The organism is Insolitispirillum peregrinum (assembly GCF_900156605.1).
GTDB lineage: Bacteria > Pseudomonadota > Alphaproteobacteria > Rhodospirillales > Rhodospirillaceae > Insolitispirillum > Insolitispirillum peregrinum.
The window spans coordinates 794,914-815,815 of the sequence record NZ_FTOA01000002.1; the positions used below are offsets into that span (position 1 = coordinate 794,914).

The window sequence follows — 20,902 nt, forward strand, 5'->3', positions numbered from 1 at the left end:
CGCAGCCTTTTCGGCGGCGAGCTTCTCCGTCGCAGCCTTTTCGGCGGCGAGTTTCTCCGCTGCAGCCTTTTCAGCAGCGAGCTTCTCCGTCGCAGCCTTTTCGGCGGCGAGTTTCTCCGCTGCAGCCTTTTCAGCAGCGAGCTTCTCCGTCGCAGCCTTTTCGGCGGCAAGCTTCTCCGCTGCGGCCTTTTCAGCAGCGAGCTTCTGAGCAGCAGCCTTTTCGGCGGCGAGCTTCTCCGCTGCGGCCTTTTCAGCAGCGAGCTTCTCTGCCGCAGCCTTTTCGGCGGCGAGTTTCTCCGCTGCGGCCTTTTCGGCGGCGAGTTTCTCCGCTGCGGCCTTTTCGGCGGCGAGTTTCTCCGCTGCGGCCTTTTCAGCAGCGAGTTTCTCCGCTGCGGCCTTCTCGGCGGCGAGTTTCTCCGCTGCGGCCTTTTCAGCAGCGAGCTTCTCCGCTGCAGCCTTCTCGGCGGCGAGTTTCTCCGCTGCGGCCTTTTCAGCAGCGATCTTCTCCGTCGCGGCCTTTTCGGCGGCAAGCTTCTCCGCTGCGGCCTTTTCTGCCGCCTTTTTCTCCGCCGCTGCCTTGTCTGCCGCAAGTTTGGCAGCAATCTTTTCCGCCATCAGCCGCTCAACGGTTTCCTTGTTGGCGGCCATTTTCTCGGCAACGGCTTTCTTTTCGGCAGCCAGTTGTTCGGCAGCAGCTTTCTCGGCGGCTTCCTGTTCGGCGATCAGTCTGGCGGCCTCGGCCTGTTCTGCCGCCGCCTTGTCGGCGGCGGCCTTTTCAGCAGCAAGGCGGGTCTGTTCGTTCAGGACTGCCTGTTGCTGTTCGATGCTGGGACCACTTTGGGTCCAGGCGCGGAATGAGGTTCGGGGGCCGGGAGAGAGCAGGACATATCCGGCAACGGCGGCTCCGATCAATGTTCCCAGTCCCCCGGCTGCCCAGGCCAGCCGGTTGCTGTGGTGCTTTTGATGGGTATGTTTGGGGGCTGGAGTCGTGCCGTCAATGACCGCCTTGACGTGCATGGCCAGGACCTCGGGGGTACCGAGGCGACAGGCCATCTGCATCGATTTGGCGCACAGGGTATTCAAAAGCGCCGGGAAGCCACCGGAGGCATTGGTCAGCAGGGGAATGGCGTCGGGGGCAAAAACCGGGTTGGTGACACCGGGCAGGCGACTGTCGGCGAGACGGTTGGCAATGTAATCGTCGATTTCCGTCTGGGTCAGCGGCGCAGTATTGAAGGAATAGCTGATGCCTTCCCGCACTTTTTCCATCGGCTTGGCAGCCAGCATGGCATCCAGCGCGGTTTGCCCGACCAGCAGAACATGCAGCAGGCGACCGTCTTCGTTTTCCAGCTCGGACAGGACCTTGACGGCTTCGAGGCCGGACAGGCCAAGAGACTGGGCTTCGTCGATCACCAGAACGGACAGGCGCTGTGCCTTTTGCTGGGCAATCAGAAAGGTTCCCAGCGGTTCGAGCGGATTGGTCCCCGCCGGGACGGCAGGCAGGCCAAACGCCTGACAGACCATGCTGATCAGGCTGCGCCCCTGTGCCTGCGGAGCGGTCAGCAGGGCCAGTTTGGGGGCGGGGGTCTTTTGCAGCAGTTTGTGGATCAGCATGTAGGTGGTCAGCGTCTTGCCACTGCCGACCGGTCCAACCAGCTTCAGCAGGCCACCATCCTTCAGCAGTGCCTGTTCCAGCAACTGCAACAGCCGGACGGAATGGGCCGTGGGGAAATAATGGTCCAGGGTCGGTCGCAGGAAGAAAGGATGTTCACGCAGACCAAAGTGCGACAGGTATGACATGTATCAAACGTCCTGCAATGATCGCCGGCCGCCACAGGGCACAGCAACCCTGCGCTGAAAGGAGACTCTCACCGCTTGTCTGACCATCGCCTTTGTCTCCCCCGGCTTTGCGCCTGCTTTCCTACCGGCTATTCGCCATTCTGATCTGCGCCAACTGTACGGGAAAAGGGCGGGATGAGCAACGACAGCCACCGTAAGCAAGGGGGGGCGGTGGCTGTCAATGGAGCAGAGGGATGGGGGAAATGATAAAAAACGAAGGAAAACGAGGGGGAGCCGGTGTGTTTCCCGTCACTGACAGGGGAAATTCTTTTCCCGGAAGATCGTCAATGGCGAGACATATTTCAGACATAACATCCCGTGGTGGTTGGGCTCATATGGTCTTTTCGACCGCAGAGCACACCACATCAATAATCCGGGACTGGTCCTGCTCGCCAAGGTAGGGGTGCATCGGCAGGCTTACGACCTCTGCCGCCAGTTGTTCCGAAACCGGGCATCCCAGCGGGGCCTGTGGATAGTGGGCATAGCCGCTTTGGCGGTGCAGCGGGATTGGATAGTAGACCATGGTCGGAACGCCCTGCTCTTTGCAGGCCGCCATCATCTGGTCCCGCTGCGCAACCCGCAGGGTGTATTGCGCCCATGCCGATTGATATCCCGCCGGAACGGTCGGGGTGATGATGCTGTTCGGGCAACGGTCCTGAAAGGCGGCGGTATAGCGCGCTGCGATCCGGTCACGGGCGGCCAGTTCGTCGGTAAAAATGGCCAGCTTCTCGCTGAGGATGGCCGCTTGCAGGGTGTCCAGACGGGAATTCAGGCCAATGGCGACGTTGTCGTATTTGTCCTGCCCCTTGCCATGGAACCGCAGGGAGCGCAGGCGGGTAGCCAACTGGTCATCATCGGTCAGGACGGCCCCGCCGTCACCATAGCATCCCAGCGGTTTGGCCGGGAAAAAGCTGGTGGCGGTCGCCTGACCAAAGGTTCCGGCGCGGCAGTCATTGATCGCGCCGCCAAACCCCTGAGCGGCATCGGCCAGAACCAGCAGGCCCAGATCCTCGGCCAGTGGCAGCAAGGTGTCATAGTCAGACGGCAGGCCGAACAGATCGACCGGGATCACCGCCCTGGGACGCAGACCCAGCGAACGGGCGTGGGCGACGGCCCCGTGCAGGCTGGCCGGGTCCATATCAAAGGTCTCGGGCTGGACGTCAACGAACACCGGCGTTGCCCCCAGCAGGGCCGGGGCTTCGGCACTGGCGATGAAGGTGAACGAGGGGACAAACACCGCGTCCCCGGGGCCAATCCCCCAGGCCATCAGCGGCAACATCAGGGCATCGGTGCCGTTGGCGCAGGAAATGACATGGCGGGCACCGCAAAACTCCGCCAGCTCGCGTTCAAAGTCCGCCACCTGACGGCCCATGATGTAGGTGCCTTCGCGCAGGACGGTGTCAATGGCAAGACGCAGGCGGTCACCAAGGCGGGCCTGTTGGGCGGCGAGGTCAATAAACGGTAGCGGCTGGGTCATTCGGGGGATATCTCTTCCAGACAATCCGGGGCAGTCAGACGATAGCGGCGGCCTTCCCGTGGGCAGACCAGATCCGGGCCAAGCTTTTCCCCGGCGTGGCTCATCCAGCCGATCTGGCGGGCGGGGACACCCACCATCAGGGCATGGGCCGGGACATCGCGCTTGACCACCGTTCCGGCCCCAATGAAGGCATACGGGCCGATGGTGACGCCGCAGACGATGGTGCAGTTGGCCCCCAGGGTGGCCCCGCGCCGGACCCGTGTCGGGCGGTATTCGTCCTTGCGCGAGACATGGGCGCGGGGGTTGTAGACGTTGGTGAATACCATGCTGGGGCCGCAGAAAACATCGTCTTCCAGCTCGACGTCATCATAAACCGAGACGTTGTTCTGGATGCGCACGCCGTTGCCGATGCGCACCTTGCCGGCGACAAAGACATTCTGCCCCAGCGAGCAGTTTTCTCCGATGCTGGCACCGGCGCAGACATGCACCCAGTGCCAGACGGCAGTACCGGCACCAAGGCGGGCCCCGTCATCGACGATGGCTGTCGGGTGGATTTTGACCGCAGGTTTGCTGTCGTCCATCGCCGGGGGTTACTCCGCGACCTGACGGCAGAACGGGTGGTAGTCACCGCTCAGGCCCTTGGGAGTGGTCTCGCGGATCTGGTGGACGGTTTCGATGCAGGCGCGGGCTTCTTCCAGACCAAAGCCGCCGCCGGACAGGATGTGGCGATAGCTGTCGGTGTGCAGATCGGTGAAGCCTTCGGAGAATTCCAGTTCTTCCCCGGCAATGGTGATCGAGCGATAGGTGCGCTTGCCGCTGGCCTTGGCATCAGGCGGCAGATAATCGGCATTGATCGACAAGAACCAGCGCACCCGCGCCTGACGGTAGGTCAGCATGCCAGCGGCCACATCGGCCTTGTGCAGGTGGACAACGCTGTCTTGTTGCGGACCAAACACCCAGCCCAGCATGTCAAAGAAATGCACGCCGATGTTGGTGGCAATGCCACCGGACTTGGCCTGATTACCCTTCCAGCTGATATCGTACCACTTCCCGCGAGAGGTCAGGTAGGTCAGGTCGACGTCAAACACCTGATCGGCCGGAGCGGCGGCGATTTTTTCGCGCAGCGCCACGATGGCCGGGTGCAGGCGAAGCTGCAGGATGTTGTACAGGCGCTTGCCGGTTTCGCGTTCGATCTCGGCCAGTCCATCAATGTTCCATGGATTCAGGATCAGTGGCTTTTCACAGATCGCATCGGCCCCGGAACGCAAGGCAAAGCGGATGTGGGCATCATGCAGGTAGTTGGGCGAGCAGATGGCGACATAATCCAGTCCGGCCCCCTTGCGGCGGAGCTTGTCAATGTGGCGGTCAAAGCGTTCGAATTCGGTGAAGAAGCTGGCTGCAGGGAAAAAGCTGTCGATGATGCCGACGCTGTCGCTGGGATCAAGGGCGGCAACCAGATCGTTGTTGGTGTCGCGGATTGCTTTCATGTGACGGGGAGCAATATAGCCAGCGGCACCGATCAGACCAAAAGACTTCATGATTCGTAAAACGCCATTCCGCTAGGGCGCAAGGGTGCGCCGGGGGCTGCAAGGAGGTTCGACCTTAAAACTTTGGGTCGCGCCGTTCAAGACAGACCATGCCCCGGCAACATTCCGTCCGTCCGTGGGATTTGCGCTTGCCGGGCAGAGGCGCTATACCGAAAGCCTTCAGGTAGATGAGGGGAGATTCTGGGCGGATGAGCGGGACGATGACACTCGATGAACTGGCGGACAATTTTTCCCTGTTTGATGACTGGGAAGACCGCTACCGCTACATCATTGACCTTGGCAAGAAAATGACGCCGCTGCCGGACAGTGCCAAAGTGCAGGCCAACAAGGTCGAAGGCTGTATCAGTCAGGTCTGGCTGACCAGTCAGATTGAGGGCACCGGCGCGCAGGCGGTGCTGACCTTTCAGGCGGATTCGGATGCCCACATCGTGCGCGGCTTGCTGGCAATCCTGCTGATCCTGTTTTCGGGCAAAACGGCGCAGCAGATTGCCGCCATTGACGCTGATCACGAACTGGCCAAGCTGGATCTGGACCAGCACATCAGCCCCAACCGCCGCAACGGGGTGGCCAGTGTGGTGCGGGTGATTCAGGGGACGGCGCGGCGTTTGCTGGCTGCCTGACCTGCTCTTTCCTTGTTGGCGTAACAGTGTTTCTGCCCCCGTCGAGCCATCTGCTCCGGGGGCATTTCGTTTTATTCGACGGTATACCTACGGGGGTCCGTAGGTGTGCGCGCCAGCCGGGGCTGGCAGTCTCTGGGCAGTTGCTTCTGCCGGATTGCGAGAGACGAACGATGATTGATTGCGTCACCCTTGCCACCTCCCATCTGTTCGGGGATGCCCTGGCCGCCCAGCACCGCCTGCGGTATCGCGTGTTTATCGAGCGTCAGCAGTGGGATGTCCCGCACTGGCAACAGATGGAATACGACCAGTACGACACTCCGGCGGCATCCTACCTGATTTACCGTGATGAGCAGGGTGAGGCCCGTGGCGTATCCCGCATGAGCCCGACCACTCGTCCCTACATGTTGAAAGACGTGTGGCCGGACATGGTTTCGGCCGAGGATCTGCCGTGCTCCTCGCTGGTGTGGGAAGGGACGCGGATCGGTATCGACCGTGATCTTTCCCCTGCCGAACGCCGCCGTGTGCTTGGCGAGCTGGTCTGTGCCTATGCTGAATTCGGGCTGGCGCATGGGGTTGAATGGATCATCGGCGTCATGCCGACCCTGATTATCCGGTCCTTGTTCGAGCGTTCCGGCTGGCATGTCGAATTGCTGGGAGAGCCGCGCGTGCTGGGGGGCGACAAGGTGCGTGCCGGCAAGCTGCGGGTTGATCAGGCGACGCTGGAACGGGCCCGGACCTTCTTCGGCATCGAAGGCCCGATCCTGCGACTGGGCGCCGATCTGATGAAGGAGGTCGCATGATTCACCATTCTGCCAGCCTCGCGAGCGGGCGGGGCGAGGAGGGGGCTGCCGCGGCATTGCCTCAGGATGAAGCCGGGGAACGGGCGATGGCGTTGGTTCCCGGTCTGAGCTTTCTGGTCCGCCAGGCCCACTGCGACGGGTTGGATCAGGTATCGCAAATTCTTGCCGGTGCCCTGGAAGGGGTCATGCGCTGGATCGAAGAGGAGAATGTTCATGGGCGATCACTTACTCAAGAACGTCATTAAGCGCTCTGAGGTTTTGCTGGACCATGCTGATGATCCGGTGCGGGACACGTTCAGCGAAGCGCGGGCGTTGCAGAACTGTTTGCGCTACCTGTTGCGGGATGCCAGTGAACTGCGGCTGGACATGACATCCCGTCTGCTGGCTGCCGCGATCGAAGCCGTCGATACCGAGCTGCAGTCACGGCAAAACTGATCGGCAGCAGGGGTATTGCGAGAGGATTGTCAGGCCCGAGCGGGAGGTTTCCTCCTCCGCTCGGGCTTTTTGTTTCGGGAGATGCGAGCAAGGGCCGGTGAACACCGTTCGGCTGATTTTGCCGATCCCCGAAAATAAGGGGGGTGCTTTAGGTCTATGGAATCATTCCCTTTTCGTCCCGCAACACCGTATGCGAGGGTGGGCATTTTTTGCCTATCTTGATGTAATCTGCTGCAAAAATTTCCTAGCCTATTGATTTCGCAATTTTTTTATCGAAAGCAGCGCCGGATTTCTCCGTCTCCCCCGTATTAGACACAGTTCAGCACCACACCGCATGGTTTGTGGGATGCCACAAGCCTCACGCGACGGGAGCCAGTGTTATGCAGATGTCCGAAGGTATGCGCGTCATCGAAGCGACTGAAGTCCCTCTGGGGGCCTCGTCCAGCGATGATACTTTGATGGAATTCATCAAGGCCGGAGATCAGCGGGCATTCCGTGAGCTGGTCACCCGTCATCTTGACCGGGTGTATGCCGTGGCCCTGCGCATTCTGGGCAATCGCGCTGATGCTGAAGATCTGGCGCAGGATGCTTTTCTGCGTCTGTGGACGGCCCGGGAACGCTGGGAGCCCGGTCGGGCCCAGGTCGGGACGTGGCTCTATCGTGTGGTGGTCAACCGCTGCATTGATCTGCGGCGCAAGTCGCGGGAACTGGCGGTCGATGAGGTGCCCGACGTGGCCGATGATGCGGCCAGTGCGGTGACCACCATCCATCAAGGTGAAATGAGCCGCAAGCTGGATGATGCCCTGACGGCCTTGCCGGAACAGCAGCGGGCCGCGGTGGTGTTGTTCTATTTCGAAGACCTCAGCAATGCCGAGATCGCCGATGTGATGGAAACGACTGTGGCAGCGGTTGAGTCCTTGCTGAAACGGGCACGGAAAAAGTTGCGGGATGTGATGCGCGGTAGCGAGGCGGACGCCTACCACCTGTTTGATGCGTAATGACGCGTTGGGCGTAAAGGGTTTCCGGGCAGTGCAGGCTGTCGTGTGAATAACGAGGGAAAGGGGCGAGCAATGTCTCATTCTGACGCGGGGAACGCCGGTTATGGTGATGCTGCAGTAATCGATCTGGCTGCGCGTCGTGAACAGCGCGCCATTGAGCGTGAAGTTGCTGAAATTCTGGCTTTGGCGGCGACGGTCGGGGCGCAATTGGCCGCATTGGAAGTCGAGCAGGTTTTTGCTTTTTCTGCTGATCTGATCGGGATGCAGGGGCGTGCGGGCGCTGCGGCGCAGGTTGTTGCCTTGCGGCCTTGATCGCCTTTGTCCATGATCATCATCTTTCTCCGGCAATGTGCCGGATGGCCGGGATGTGTGCCAGCTCCTGTGCTGGCGCTTGAGGCATCCTGATACCCTTTCGGTACTCAACCCTCACCTTGAGTACCGGATACGCCAGAGGTAATCCGTTCCCCGTACCCACCAGTCCGTTCGGATTGCCTCTGGCACCCCACATTATGAGTATAAAGAACTACTTTTCTGATTTTGTTAATTTTTTCTTCAGAATTTTCATTTTCTCGCGCCAGGAAAGAACCCTCCCCCTCGTACCACTCCATGAAAAGCCGGTCCGAAGACCGGTTCCGCCGTGAATGGTCACGGCAACGTCCCGAATGGAGTCGTTCATTATGCCCGTCATTAGCACCAATACCGCTGCCAACTCTGCCCTGCGTTTCCTGAACGCCAACAGCAGTGAACAGTCCAGCTCGCTGTCGAAAATCGCCAGCGGCTCGCGCATCAACAAGGCTTCCGATGATGCCGCCGGTCTGGCCATCTCGACCGGCCTGTCCTCGGACGTGACCACCCTGAACCAGGCGGCGACCAACGCGTCGCAGGCGTCGTCGATCCTGCAGATCGCTGACGGCGGCATGTCCAACATTGCCGACATCCTGGAACGCATGAAGGCTCTGGCCACCCAGTCGAACTCCGGCTCGGTGACCGATGACCAGCGGACCTACCTGCAGGCTGAATTCTCGGAACTGCAGGAAGAAATCGACGGTATTGCCAAAGGCACCCGCTACAACGGTGAATCGCTGCTTGATGGTACCGGCTCGATGGCTTCGGGCGTTGACTTCATGGTCGGTACCTCGACCACCGACGTCATCAGCGTGCAGATCGACGACGTTGATTCGACCGAACTGGGTGTGAACACCTCTGCCATCAACGTCAGCAGCCAGTCGAATGCCCAGACGGCCCTGACTGCGATTGATGCGGCGATCTCTTCGATTTCCAGCTCGCGGGCTGAAATCGGTGCGTCGATGTCCCGCTTCGAGTTCCGCTCGGACACCATCGCCACCTCGATCGAAAACACCGAGGCAGCGAATTCGGCGATCACCGATACCGATGTGGCGACCGAGCAGACCAAGCTGTCGTCGGCGGAAGTGAAGACCCAGGCGGCTATCGCTGCGCTCAGCTCGGCCAACGAAATGCCGCAGAACCTGCTGGACCTGCTGCGCTAAGCAGTGAGCGCAAAAGTGGAAACCGGTTTTGCGCAAAATCACTGCTACAGACCAAAAGATTAGACCAGCGTGCCTGCGTCAGATTGAGCGCACGCTGGTCTAAGACAAAGCTGGGGGCGAGTGACCTCAGCCTCTCGCCTTCAGACGGAATGGCCGATGATTGTCCTCACCAGAGTCATCGGCTGGCCGGGGACAGGAAACACCCCATACCCACCAGTCCACGTTTCCTGTTCCCGGCATTTCTTTTTTGTCCTTGTCCCATGCTTGCATGTGCTGGTCATGCGGGACGGAAATGCCCCGTCGAAAGCATGTGAACGGCAGAGTGCAGGAGACGGCGGCGATGGTTTCGGTTACATACTCGACAGACGGCACAACCATGCAGACCTATACCTATTCAGCGAGTTCGCTGGATATGGATACGGATGCGCTGATCGATGCGGCTGTCTATGCGAAGATGCAGCCAGCCTATAACCTGGAAACCAAGATCACCACGGCAGAGACCAAAATCACATCCTATACCGAACTGCAATCCCTGCTGACGGATTTGCAGGATGCTGGAGATGCCTTGCGGAATTCGTCCGCGATTTCGGATATTGACAGCAACGTCTTTCTGGCCCGCACGGCCTATCTGACCAGCAGTGACGGCGTTGATGCCGGGAATTATCTGGATGTGACCGTTGATTCCGATACGGAAACCGGCAATTACAGTCTGGTCATCGATCAAATCGCCGAAGCGCACAAGATTTCTGGCAGCAGTGTTTCTGATTCCTCTGCCGAGATGGGCTATACCGGCTCTTTTACGCTGGGGCTGGATGATGGTGACAGCGCGACCATCAGCGTGACTTCCGACATGTCGCTGGATGAAATTGCCACCGCGATCAATGCCGAGGCGGACACCACCGGCGTCAAGGCCAGTGTGGTGCAGGTTGATTCCAGCACCTATACGATGGTGCTGACCGCCCAGGATACCGGCAAGGAAATCGAGACGTCCTCCACCAGTGGCACGGACATCATGAACAGTCTGGGGTTCACCGACAGCAGCGGTGATTTCAGCAACGTGTTGAATGAAGCTCAGGATGCGATCATCGAAGTCGATGGTCTGACCATCACCCGTGACAGCAATGAAATTGATGACGTACTGGATGGGGTGACGTTCAACCTGTATGCCGCCACCGCCGGGGCGACGGTTGATGTCGAGATTGCGGAGAACGTTTCGGACATCAAGACGGCGATCAGCGATTTCGTCGATGCCTACAATGCGTTCCGTGAATTCGTCGCCACCAATCAGGCCACCTCGACCGACGGCTCGGCCAGTGATGATGCTGTTCTGTTCGGGGACTATTACCTGCGCTCGGCGAACAGCACGATGTCATCGCTGTTGTCGACCGGGCATGGTGGCTATTCGTTGCGCGATTTCGGCATCACGCTCAATTCCAGTAACGAGCTTGAGCTTGACGAAGACACCCTGAACGAAGCCCTGCTGAACAATCTGGATGGAGTGCAGTCTTTCTTCGCCTTCGAGATGACCTCGTCGTCCGATGATCTTGGGATCATCGCCTCGCCTCTGGCCTCGGGCGATACCACCTTTACCCTTGATCTGACCGTTGACAGCAACGGTGACCTGAGCACCGCCTCGGTCGGGGGGGACTCTTCCCTGTTTACCGTCAAGGGCAGTCGTATCGTTGGTGCCGAGGGAACGATCTATGAAGGGATGACGCTGGTTTATACCGGCGATACCACCCAGTCGATCACTGTGACCCTGTCGCAGGGGATGGCCGACCAGCTGTATCACCAGATGGACAATTATGCCGACAGTTCCGACGGCTCGCTGGCCGATGCCATTTCAACGCTGGACGACCAGATCGATTCCTGGGGTGACGATATCGACAACATCACCACGCGCGCGGAAAAGTACCGCACGACGCTAGAGGCGAAATACACCGCGATGCAGACGGCCTATGAAACGGCACAGATTCTGCTCGATCAGCTTGAGGCTAACTCGAATGCATCAAACGATGACTAACAAACGGATATCCGGGGCCTATGGCGCGATGGCGCAGCGGGGCGTCGGGGCCTATCAAAGTTCGGGGGGCGGTGTTCCACCGCACATGATCCAGGCGGTGCGGATGCTGGATGGTCTGGTCGAACAGATCGGGCGCGCCCATACCTGCGATGTGCAAAAGCAGTACGAAGCCGAATATCGGGCGGTCGAACTGGCAACGTTGATCCTCAGTGGCCTGTTATCGATGATCGACAGCCGTCAGGGGACTGTGGGGGCAAATCTCGAAAAGACCTATCGCAGTCTGATGAAGGCGTTGGTCGGGGTGTGCGCCATGCCGGGAAGTCAGGGGCAATACCTGCGCTTGTATGATGCGGCGCTGGAATTGCGCAATGCCTGGGCGTCGATTTGCAACTTGCCGATGATGCCGATGCCCGAAGCCTTTGCCGCTGAACTGGCCAGCAATCCGCCGGTTTCCGGTCGGGATCGCCGTGGGGCTGCTGCCGCTGAATAATATTGTGTCCGGCACAACGCCGGTGCGTTCATGAGCGATACGAGGTAAGATTACGGTCAGGCACGGCGGGCAGAATGCTTGCCGTATGGAAAGAAAGACCGACCCAAATGCCGATGTCGTTGGAAACGTTCCACGATTTTGTGGATACTTATGGCTCGCGCCTGACAGAGTGGCCTGCCTCTGTGCGTCAGGATGTTGACCAGCTTCTTCTCGAGTCATCCGAGGCCCGTGCCGTGTTGGCGGCGGCGCGCGAGGTTGATGCCTTGTTGCGATCCGTAGAACCGGTGTCAGCCCCGATGGGATTGCTGGACCGGATTTGTCAGGCTGCCCGGGAAACGCAGCCCGCAGATGATGTGGCTCCGCCTAGCTCCCCTGATGCCTCTCCCTTTTTGGGCGATTTTGGCCGTAGAGCGGGCTTGCAGCGGCGTGTTGCCCTCGGCAACGAGGGTGACAGAGCGGCTGTTGCGGTGATGAGGATCCCGGGCATCACCATGGTGGGCCTCGCCAATGTCGGCCTGTTGCTGACGGGTGTCATCTGGCTGCTCAGCCGTCCCCTCTGAGCGGTAGCCCGCGGGCGAAGACTCCCCGCATCCAATCCTGACCAACACACACATTGTCCTGCACAGCAGCCGCCCCGATGCCGAGGCGGCTGCTTTTGTTTTTGGCGTTTTAAAAAGTGCGCCAGCTTTCCTGCCCCGCTCCGTAGAAGGCTTAGAAGAGCAAGACGAGGGTCTTGCACCCACTGAGCATAAAAGGATGCAGCCTCGCTGCTCCCGCTCCAGGCGGGACAGTCAGAAAGCTGGGAGAGCGTGTCATGACGGTGAGTTCCACAACGCTGTATGCGACCACAGACAGCACGTCGACCACGACGAGCAGCTCTTCGTCGACGACGCTGTCCGCAGACTTCGATACTTTCCTGACCTTGCTGACCACCCAGCTGGAAAACCAGAATCCGTTGGATCCAATGGATTCAAACGAATTTACCAGTCAGTTGGTGCAGTATTCCCAGCTTGAGCAGCAGATGGCGACCAACGACACGCTGGATAGCATCTATAGCTCCCTCAACACCCTCAGCATCAATTCCGCCCTTGGCTACGTCGGGTCCGAAGTCACCGTTTCCGGTGAGACGGCTCCGCTGGGCGAAGGCAGCGATGGCATTGACTGGATTTATGACCTCGACAGCGAAGCCGACAGCGTGACCCTGACCATCAGTGACTCTGATGGCAACGAAGTCTGGTCCGGCACCGGGGATACCGACGAGGGCCTGAATTACTTCACGTGGGACGGCACGGACTCGGACGGCAATGCCGTTGATGCTGGTGTGTACACCCTGAGCGTGACTGCAACGGACTCCGATGGCGAAAGCATCGATACCGGGATTGCCTTCACCTCGACGGTGAGCGGCATCGATACCTCGGACGGTGACATGACCCTCGAACTGGAGGGCGAAATGCGTGTCACCCTCGATGCTGTCCAGAAGATCGAAACCTAAGCGTTTCATCGACGTCTCGTAGTGCCCGAGAGCGGTGAGCGGCGCCTCAGGCTTTTAATTCGATTATTCTAGAAAAGTGAGGCTCAAAATGAGCATTGGTGGCGCCCTTAACTCTGCAGTCTCGGGTCTTAAGGCTCAAAGCACGGCGATGGCGATCATCTCCGACAACCTGTCGAATTCGGAAACGACCGGTTACAAGGCTCTGAGCACCAGCTTTTCCAACCTGGTCACTCAAAGCTCGCTCAGCAGCTCCTATTCTTCCGGTGGTGTGCGGGCAACCCCGCGCCAGAGCGTGGCTAATCAGGGTTTGATCGAGAGTACCAGCAGCACCACCGATATGGCCATTTCAGGCAACGGCCTGTTTGTCGTCACCGACAGCGTGGACAGCAACACCCTGTATTACACCCGTAACGGCTCGTTCGATCTCGATTCCGAAGGCTATCTGACCTCGAACGGCTATTACCTGCAGGGCTGGGCGCTGGATCAGGATGGCAGCGTGGTGGGTGGCAATGCCAACAGCTCGGCCAGCCTGACGGCGATTGACCTCAGCGCATTCAACAGTTCGGCGGCGGCGACAACGACGACGTCCATTCAGGCCAATCTGCCGTCCACCGCCGAAGACGGTGATACCTTTACCTCGGCGATGGAAATCTATGATTCGCTGGGGACGGCACACACTGTCTCGATGACCTGGACCAAAACGTCGACCAGTGAATGGACTCTCGATTTTTCCGATCCGACCCTGTCGTCGGATGACTCGGTGACCTCCGGGACCATCTCGGGTGGCCCGATCAGCGTGACCTTTACCGATGGCGTTCTGGCCAGTGTCAGCCCTGACCCGGCGGAAATCACCGTTTCTGGCTGGACCACCGGTGCCAGCGACAGCACCATCACCATGGATCTGGGAACGGTCGGTGCCACCGATGGTCTGACCCAGTATGCCCCGACCGATAGCGACAATATCGACGTGCAGATCGAAGACATTTCGCAGGATGGTCTGAAATACGGCACCCTGAACGGGGTCGAAGTGCAGGACGACGGGACGGTTGTCGCCAGTTATGACAACGGCGACGAAGTGGCGGTCTACAAGATCCCGCTGGCGACCTTCACCAACTACAACGGCCTGAGCCTGAACACCGATGGTATGTATCAGGCAACGGCGGACTCGGGGACCTATACCCTGACCGAAGCCGGAACCGGTTCGGCCGGGACCATCACCGGGTCGGCGCTGGAAGCCTCGACGGTCGATACCGCCGAAGAATTCAGCAAGATGATTGTCAGTCAACAGGCTTATTCGGCAGCGTCGCAGATCATTACCACCTGTGGCGACATGTACGATGACCTGATGAGCGCCGTACGGTAACGGCGATGGTTGAGCGGCGTCTGCGTCCCGCTGTTCGATCCGGTTCTGCTGTCAAAACAGCGGAAGCCACCCCGGTTCCTGTGTCTGCCCCGCAGGCAGGTGCGGAGCCGAAGGTGGCTCCGGCAGCCGAGGTTGTGCCCTTGCCTGTTCCCGGTGTCTCTGCGGCGTTGATGCGCAAGGTGCGCGCCAGCCGCCGTCGGGCCGAACGGCATCCGGCACCGCTGGAGGCGTCTGCCCAGGAACAGGCTCTGCGCCGCCTGAAGCATCAGGTGCAGAAGTATTTGCGCGCCTATCCCGATGGTCCCAAAACTCCCCTCGAGCGAGTCGTTCTGGCATCCCTGAAGCATGAACTTCTCGTTTTGTTGAGGGAAATCAAGGATGAACGGGAATCTGTTGCCCGCCAGATGGGGCAGACATCCGTTCGGACCAAGGCGGTATCCGCTTACGCAAAAACCTTTCGGAAAACTTAACCGTCCCGCGCCCGGTTTTCCGTCCCGGACCGTATCAGTTCTAGAGCAATGAGCGCAAAAGTGGGAACCGGTTTTGCGCGCCATCACTGCGACAGATCAATAGGGGCCGGTCTGAAAGGCTGGCGATCTTCCCCTCCCAAAGAAAGGGACCAGAACCATGAGCCGCACCGCTTCTGTTAATCGTGCCGTTCGCTCTTCCCGCCCTGTTCGAGGGGCGGGTGCCAGCGCCGAGCGGGCTGCTTCGGTGGCAACCTTTGCCCAGCCGACGATTGATGACCTGATCCGCGTCATGCGCGAGCTGCATGATCTGGTGGCCAGTGAGAACGATGCGTTGCGCCGGGGTCTGCCGGCTGCGGCGGTCGAGACCACCGATCGCAAGGAAAAGCTGCAGGTTGCCTTCCGCGCCCTGTACCGCCAGTTGCTGCGTCGGGGGGCGCCGCCGCTGCCAGCCGGTCAGGTGGAGCAGTTGCAGGGGCTGGGGACCACCCTGCGGTCGCTGGCGGTGGAAAACGCCGCCCGTCTGGAGGCAGCCCTCAGTGCCAGCCAGCAGCGCATTGATCAGGTGATGAATGCCCTGCGGACCAAAATTGCCGAAGACCATTCGGGTTATCGCGGTGATTACGGCAACGTGCAGGCCCTGCGGGCGCACTTTGTCGATTATGGCCGCTCCCTCGACGTTTAACGCGTTTTTCGTTCTACGCGCAGCAAAAGGGGAGGACGGCAGCCATGTCCATGCGTATCGCCTATAGCGCAGCAAACAGTGCGCTGATGACCATTCAGTCGCAGATGTCGGTGAGTTCGAACAATATCGCCAATGCCGACACCGACGGCTATACGCGCAAGGTTGCCAACCTGACGGCCACCAACAGCGGGTCTTACGGAACCGGGGTGACGGTCAGCAGCGTTACCTCGACCGCCAGCAGCAGCATGGTCAAGTCGGTGGTCAAGGCCAGTTCCACCCTCGGCTCGGCCGAGGTGGTGGCGTCGTACATGAGCAGCCTTGGCGATGCCATGGGCACCATCGACAGCGACGGCACCACCGGCAGCAGCCTGTCCAGCATGATTGATGATCTGGAAAGCTCGTTGCGGTCGCTGGCCGATACGCCGGAAAGCGATACGCTGGTGGCTCAGGTGCTGGGGGCGGTGGACGATGCGGCCTCGCAGCTGCGCACCACCTCGGCATCGGTGCAGCAGTTGCGGTCGCAGGCGGACAGCGATATCGACGCCGCCGTCGATACGGTGAACAGTGCGCTGAACACCATCGACAGCCTGAACGAGCAGATTGTCAGCGGTCAGGCGCGTGGCCTTGATACCTCCAACCTGGAAGACCAGCGCTATACCGCCCTGCAGAGCATCTCCGAAAATATGGAGGTCAGCTATTTTACCGACAGCAACGGGGCGATGAAGGTCTATACCGACAACGGTATCCCGCTGGTGGACAGTCAGGTTCACGAACTCAGCTTTAATTCGGCAGGCACCCTGAACTCGGGCGTGAGCTATCCGACCAACCTGTCGGGGATCACGGTCGGCAGCATCGATATTACCAGCAATATCAATTCCGGCGCGATCGGCGGTCTGTTGCAGCTGCGCGACGAAGACCTGCCTGCGGTGCAGGACGAGCTGGATCAGTTGGCAACGTCGCTGATGACCGCCCTGAATTCGGTGTCCAATACCGGCACCTCCTTGCCTGCACCAAACAGCCTGACCGGAACGGCAACCGTTGCGGGGACGGATGCTGTCGATGGCAGCGGGACCGTGCGTGTGGCTGTGCTGAACAGCGATGGCGAGGTTGATGAATATCAGGATTTTGATCTCAGCTCCTACAGCACGATTGATGACCTGATTGCCGACATTGATGGCATGGGCGGCATTTCTGCCTCGCTGGACTCTGACGGGCATCTGGTGATCTCGGCGGATGATACCGACATGGGGGTCAGTATCGGGGCGATGGACGGGACGATGGGGACCGACAGCGAGAACATGTCGATGTTCTTTGGCCTGAACGATCTGCTGACCGGAACCGGTGCATCCGATATTTCCCTGTCGTCACGGATTGCCGAGGACAGCAGTGCATTCGCCGTTGGGGCGTTGTCCGACTCCTCGACGCTGACCGTTGGTGAAATCGGTGTGGCTGCCGGTGATGGCTCTGTTGCCACGGCGCTGGCCGATGCCCTGTCGGGGGAAACGACCTTTGATGCGGCGGGGAACATGTCGGCGATGACCACGTCGTTGTCGTCCTATGCCTCGGGCATCCTGAGCGATGTGTCGACGTCGGTCGACAGCAGTGAAAGCAAACTGGCATCGGCCGAAACCCGCTATACGACCCAGTCCGAAGCCCTGTCTTCGCAGAGCGGCGTCAATCTTGATGAAGAAAACGCCCTGATCTCCCAGCTGGAAAACGCCTATGCGACGGCGGCCAGTCTGATCGAAGCCCTGAACAGCATGTTCGACGATTTGCTGACTGCAGTGAAGTCGACCTGAGGTTTGGCTGGGTAAACAAGGAGAGTTTATGATGCTGGCGCGCGTTGCAACCTATGCCCTGAATTCCAAATTGCTGGACTCCTCGCTCAAGCTGCAGTCCCGGATGGCAGAAAAAACGACGCAGCAGGCGAGCGGTCTGGTGTCTTCTAGCTATGCCGATCTGGACGCGGGAGATACCACCCGCCTGTTGAACCTGCAGTCATCGTATAGCGCCAGCCTCGAGGTCTCGAGCGGTCTGAGCACGGCATCGTCCCGCATTGATGTGATGTATAGCGCCGTCGATGACATGGTTGACCTGATGACCGAGTTGCGCACCTATCTCAGCTCGGCCTCGACCTCCAGCGGTTCCGAAGACGAGCTGGCGCAGGAAGGTGAGTCCGTGCTCAGCAGCCTGCAACAACTGTTGAACACCAAATACGAAGGCCGTTATCTGTTTGGCGGGACCGCAACCACCTCGGCTCCGGTTGATCTGAGCGTGTTGGGGACGCCGTCGATTCCGTCGTCCGAGGATACATCCTATTATTCCGGCACCAGCGACCTGCCATCGGTCCGTCTGGGCACGGACCAGACCATCACCTATGGCACGACGGGGAATTCCGAAGCGGTCGAAAAAGCCATTCGGGCGGCGAAAATTGCCGCGACCATGAGCACCGATCCGGTTGATAGCGATGCCCTGTCCGAAGCCTATGATCTGGCCAGTGAGGCGCTGAACGGTTTGACAGTGGTGCAGGCCAGTCTGTCGATCAGTGCTTCGCGGGTCGAAGATGCCGAGTATCGTGAGGAGTCGCTGCAAAGCACGCTGGGCACGTCCATTACGGATGTCAGCCAGGTTGATGTTGCTGCCGTGGCCACCCAGCTGTCCGCTTATGAAACGCAGCTTAAGGCATCGTACTCGTCAATCGCGACGGTTCAGGGATTGTCGCTGCTTGATTATCTTTAGAGCATTTTCAAGTTGACCGTCTCCGGTCAACGGCTCGGAAAATGCGGCCCTGAAAGGGAAGAGCGTTTTCGCTCGGTGTGAAAACGCTTTAAGAGGTAGGCTGGCACGAGGGATTGTCGTCTCCCGGAGACTGCGGCATCAAAAGCCAGAAGCGTTTTTGCTCATCGTGAAAACACGTCGGGCTGTTTTCTTATCAAGGGCGCCGTCCATCCCGGTCGGGAATGGACGGCGCCCTTTCGCTTTCTGATCCCTGCATAAGTAATTTATGTTCTGTATTCGCGCCTTATAGGTTGTCCTGTGGCCGGTTTTTGCAGGGCGATAATTTCAATCGCCCCCTGTTCGCGCTTGATGTTAAGACTGCCCTAACCTGTTTGCTGAACACTCCCTGATTATCCAGAGCAGTGAGCGCAAAAGTGGTTCCGGTTTTGTGCGTTATCACTGCGACAGATGAGAAGAGCAGTGAGCGCAAAAGTGGTTCCGGTTTTGCGCGCTACCACTGCGACAGATCAAAAGGCTGGATCAGCGTGCCTGCGTCACATTGAACGCAGGCTGGTCCAGAAGGGGGGCAGGATGGCGGCACAAAAAAAGTCTTGCTGATATGCGACGGATTTTATGCTTTGGATCGTGTAAGCGTGTATGGAGGATGGTGTGGCCGGTTCGGCTGAACGATCAGTAACCGATCCAGATGCAGATCTGGTCCTGCTTGTCGGGCAAGGGGACCGTTCTGCGTGTGAGATGCTGGTGGGTCGTCACCTGAACAGGGTTACCGCTGTGGCATATCGGGTGCTTGGCAATTCTGCCGATGCCGAGGATGTGGCACAGGAAGTTTTCCTGAAAGTTTGGCAGCACGCCGTTGGGTGGCGACCGGGGCAGGCCCTGTTCTCGACCTGGCTGCACACCGTGACCATCAACCTGTGTCGGGACCGGCTGCGCAAGCGGCGGGAATCCAGTCTGGATGATGCCGGAGATGTTGCTGATGAACGGCACGATGCAGAGAAAACCCTGCAATCGAGCAGAGTGTCGCATGTGGTGGACAAGGCCTTGGCCAACCTGCCAGAACGGCAACGGATGGCGCTGACGTTATGTCATTATCAAGGGCTTACCAACATCGAGGCGGCAGAGATCATGGAGGTTTCGGTGGAAGCGGTGGAAAGTCTTCTCTCCCGTGCCCGGCGAAGTCTGCGTGTACAGTTGCAGGACCAGATAGCGGACCTGCGTGGCGAACCATAGGGAGAACCCGACATGGAACACCGCATTACCCTTAGCCGTTTTCAGGCTATTCTGGATGCTTATGGGGCTGATACGACCCGCTGGCCCGACCTGGACCGAGCGGCTGCTGTTGCATTGCTGAAAGTTTCGGCCGAGGCTCAGGAAATGTTTGCGGAAGCGCGTGACCTTGACATCCTGCTGATGCAGGCGATGGAGTGCCCTCCACCGTCGCCGTCGTTGCGCAACCGGATCCTCGATGCCATCCCTTTCCCGCCCGCTGCGGCTGATGAAGCCGTGCCTGTGAATGCCACGTCTGTTGCGACCATTATGGCAGCGATTCCGTTCCCTGCCGCCGCCACGACCGCAGCGGAAGCCAGCATTCCCGACACTCGATCTGTTGACGAGACTCTGGTCTCACCGCGAGGCATGCGCTGGATTTCGGCGGATATCCTCCGTCGCAAAGCCCTGTGGGTGCCCGCTGCGGCGCTGGCGGCATCGCTGGTGTTGGGTATTGTCTCCGGGGCGGTGGTGCAGCATGCTTTGCCGAATTCCCAGTCCCCCTCACTGGAGCAGGTACTTTCGTTGGGCTTCTCGACCCAGACCGCATCCTTGGCTTTGGGGGCACCGGCTGACGGGGCCTCAGGGGAATGGGAATGACGCGCTTGAAAGCGGCCCTGATGATATCGGTGGCCTTGAATCTCTTCGCCTTTGGCGCAATCAGTTCCTTCTTTATCATGCGGCCACCGCCTCCGCCCTTTGGGGGAGGCGGTGGGACCGATCCCATTCGTGGGCCGTTGTTGTCGCCGCGCGAGCTTGACCAGATCCTCAGCCCCGAGGGGGCCGTTGTGCGGGATGAGATTTTGCAGCGGAACAGATCGTCGTTCCATGCGGTGATCGATAACCTGATGGCGGCCCGGCGGAAGGCAATTGATGCGGCCAAGGGTGACACCGTGGACATGGCAGCGGTGCAGGATGCTTTGGCCGAAGCCCAGAAGTGGGACGCGATGCTGACCACGCAGGCGCAGCAGGTCATGATCGAACTGCTTCAACGCTTGCCGACAGCCGATCGTCAAAAGGTTCTCGAGGCATCCAGCCAGCATTTACGTATGGGACCAATGGGGCCGCCGCCACGGTAAAAGCCGTCTCTTTTTGCAGACATTCAAAGCCCCCAGACGGGATGAAGCCTGTCTGGGGGCTTTATGCTTTAGAGCGT

At 59.5% G+C, this 20,902-nt stretch carries 23 protein-coding genes; 19 read left to right on the forward strand and 4 right to left on the reverse strand.

Annotated elements, in window-relative coordinates:
* The 4 genes from BW995_RS20255 to BW995_RS07715 form a co-directional block, all read right to left on the reverse strand.
* On the reverse strand, positions 1–1,797 hold a 1,797-nt coding region (locus BW995_RS20255), incomplete at its 3' end, for an ExeA family protein (protein ID WP_175617012.1).
* A 370-nt stretch (positions 1,798–2,167) separates the two neighbouring features.
* On the reverse strand, positions 2,168–3,313 hold the full coding sequence (locus tag BW995_RS07705; RefSeq protein WP_076399557.1) for a DegT/DnrJ/EryC1/StrS family aminotransferase: 1,146 nt from the start codon (positions 3,311–3,313) through the stop codon (positions 2,168–2,170).
* On the reverse strand, positions 3,310–3,894 hold the full coding sequence (locus BW995_RS07710) for an acyltransferase (protein ID WP_076399558.1): 585 nt from the start codon (positions 3,892–3,894) through the stop codon (positions 3,310–3,312). Before BW995_RS07710 ends, BW995_RS07705 begins: the two co-directional genes overlap by 4 nt.
* Positions 3,895–3,903: 9 nt before the next feature.
* Complete coding sequence (locus BW995_RS07715) at positions 3,904–4,851, reverse strand: Gfo/Idh/MocA family protein (protein WP_076399559.1); 948 nt, start codon at positions 4,849–4,851, stop codon at positions 3,904–3,906.
* Between the two features lie 197 nt (positions 4,852–5,048).
* Between BW995_RS07715 and BW995_RS07720 the strand changes: the two genes are divergently transcribed.
* From BW995_RS07720 to BW995_RS07805, 19 genes are all read left to right on the forward strand, one after another.
* A complete protein-coding gene (locus tag BW995_RS07720) occupies positions 5,049–5,480 on the forward strand; it encodes a SufE family protein (RefSeq protein ID WP_217696054.1) in 432 nt (143 codons plus the stop codon).
* Between the two features lie 170 nt (positions 5,481–5,650).
* On the forward strand, positions 5,651–6,280 hold the full coding sequence (locus BW995_RS07725; RefSeq protein WP_076399561.1) for an acyl-homoserine-lactone synthase: 630 nt from the start codon (positions 5,651–5,653) through the stop codon (positions 6,278–6,280).
* Positions 6,277–6,525: a hypothetical protein gene (locus BW995_RS07730; RefSeq protein WP_076399562.1), complete on the forward strand. Its 249-nt coding sequence runs from the start codon at positions 6,277–6,279 to the stop codon at positions 6,523–6,525. Before BW995_RS07725 ends, BW995_RS07730 begins: the two co-directional genes overlap by 4 nt.
* Positions 6,494–6,715, forward strand: coding sequence for a hypothetical protein (locus BW995_RS20430; RefSeq protein WP_139332807.1), 222 nt, complete (start codon positions 6,494–6,496; stop codon positions 6,713–6,715). Before BW995_RS07730 ends, BW995_RS20430 begins: the two co-directional genes overlap by 32 nt.
* Before the next feature lie 380 nt (positions 6,716–7,095).
* A complete protein-coding gene (locus tag BW995_RS07735; RefSeq protein WP_084194656.1) occupies positions 7,096–7,713 on the forward strand; it encodes an RNA polymerase sigma factor in 618 nt (205 codons plus the stop codon).
* 72 nt (positions 7,714–7,785) lie between these two features.
* Positions 7,786–8,025, forward strand: a complete 240-nt coding sequence (locus BW995_RS07740) for a hypothetical protein (protein ID WP_076399563.1) — start codon at positions 7,786–7,788, stop codon at positions 8,023–8,025.
* Between the two features lie 365 nt (positions 8,026–8,390).
* A complete protein-coding gene (locus BW995_RS07745; RefSeq protein ID WP_076399564.1) occupies positions 8,391–9,221 on the forward strand; it encodes a flagellin in 831 nt (276 codons plus the stop codon).
* A gap of 340 nt (positions 9,222–9,561) precedes the next feature.
* Positions 9,562–11,244, forward strand: a complete 1,683-nt coding sequence (gene fliD / locus BW995_RS07750; RefSeq protein WP_076399565.1) for a flagellar filament capping protein FliD — start codon at positions 9,562–9,564, stop codon at positions 11,242–11,244.
* Entirely contained in the window at positions 11,237–11,734 is a 498-nt protein-coding gene (locus BW995_RS07755; protein ID WP_175617013.1) for a flagellar protein FliS, read from the forward strand. Before fliD ends, BW995_RS07755 begins: the two co-directional genes overlap by 8 nt.
* A 107-nt stretch (positions 11,735–11,841) precedes the next feature.
* Positions 11,842–12,294, forward strand: a complete 453-nt coding sequence (locus BW995_RS07760) for a hypothetical protein (RefSeq protein WP_076399567.1) — start codon at positions 11,842–11,844, stop codon at positions 12,292–12,294.
* A gap of 254 nt (positions 12,295–12,548) precedes the next feature.
* A complete protein-coding gene (locus BW995_RS07765) occupies positions 12,549–13,226 on the forward strand; it encodes a flagellar hook assembly protein FlgD (RefSeq protein WP_076399568.1) in 678 nt (225 codons plus the stop codon).
* Between the two features lie 88 nt (positions 13,227–13,314).
* The gene (gene flgE, locus BW995_RS07770; RefSeq protein ID WP_076399569.1) at positions 13,315–14,589 is read left to right on the forward strand and encodes a flagellar hook protein FlgE; all 1,275 of its coding nucleotides are present in this window, start codon (positions 13,315–13,317) and stop codon (positions 14,587–14,589) included.
* A gap of 113 nt (positions 14,590–14,702) precedes the next feature.
* Positions 14,703–15,059, forward strand: coding sequence for a hypothetical protein (locus BW995_RS07775; RefSeq protein WP_139332808.1), 357 nt, complete (start codon positions 14,703–14,705; stop codon positions 15,057–15,059).
* Between the two features lie 157 nt (positions 15,060–15,216).
* Complete coding sequence (locus BW995_RS07780; RefSeq protein WP_139332809.1) at positions 15,217–15,741, forward strand: hypothetical protein; 525 nt, start codon at positions 15,217–15,219, stop codon at positions 15,739–15,741.
* A gap of 44 nt (positions 15,742–15,785) precedes the next feature.
* Positions 15,786–17,540, forward strand: a complete 1,755-nt coding sequence (flgK, locus tag BW995_RS07785) for a flagellar hook-associated protein FlgK (protein ID WP_076399572.1) — start codon at positions 15,786–15,788, stop codon at positions 17,538–17,540.
* A gap of 28 nt (positions 17,541–17,568) precedes the next feature.
* Positions 17,569–18,480, forward strand: a complete 912-nt coding sequence (locus BW995_RS07790) for a flagellin (protein ID WP_076399573.1) — start codon at positions 17,569–17,571, stop codon at positions 18,478–18,480.
* A gap of 636 nt (positions 18,481–19,116) precedes the next feature.
* Positions 19,117–19,710 carry an RNA polymerase sigma factor gene (locus BW995_RS07795; protein ID WP_076399574.1) on the forward strand — a complete coding sequence of 198 codons (594 nt, stop codon included), beginning with the start codon at positions 19,117–19,119 and terminating at the stop codon, positions 19,708–19,710.
* A gap of 12 nt (positions 19,711–19,722) precedes the next feature.
* Positions 19,723–20,346 carry a hypothetical protein gene (locus BW995_RS07800; protein ID WP_076399575.1) on the forward strand — a complete coding sequence of 208 codons (624 nt, stop codon included), beginning with the start codon at positions 19,723–19,725 and terminating at the stop codon, positions 20,344–20,346.
* Entirely contained in the window at positions 20,343–20,825 is a 483-nt protein-coding gene (locus BW995_RS07805; RefSeq protein WP_076399576.1) for a periplasmic heavy metal sensor, read from the forward strand. The genes BW995_RS07800 and BW995_RS07805 overlap by 4 nt, the downstream gene beginning before the upstream one ends.
* Positions 20,826–20,902 lie beyond the last annotated feature (77 nt).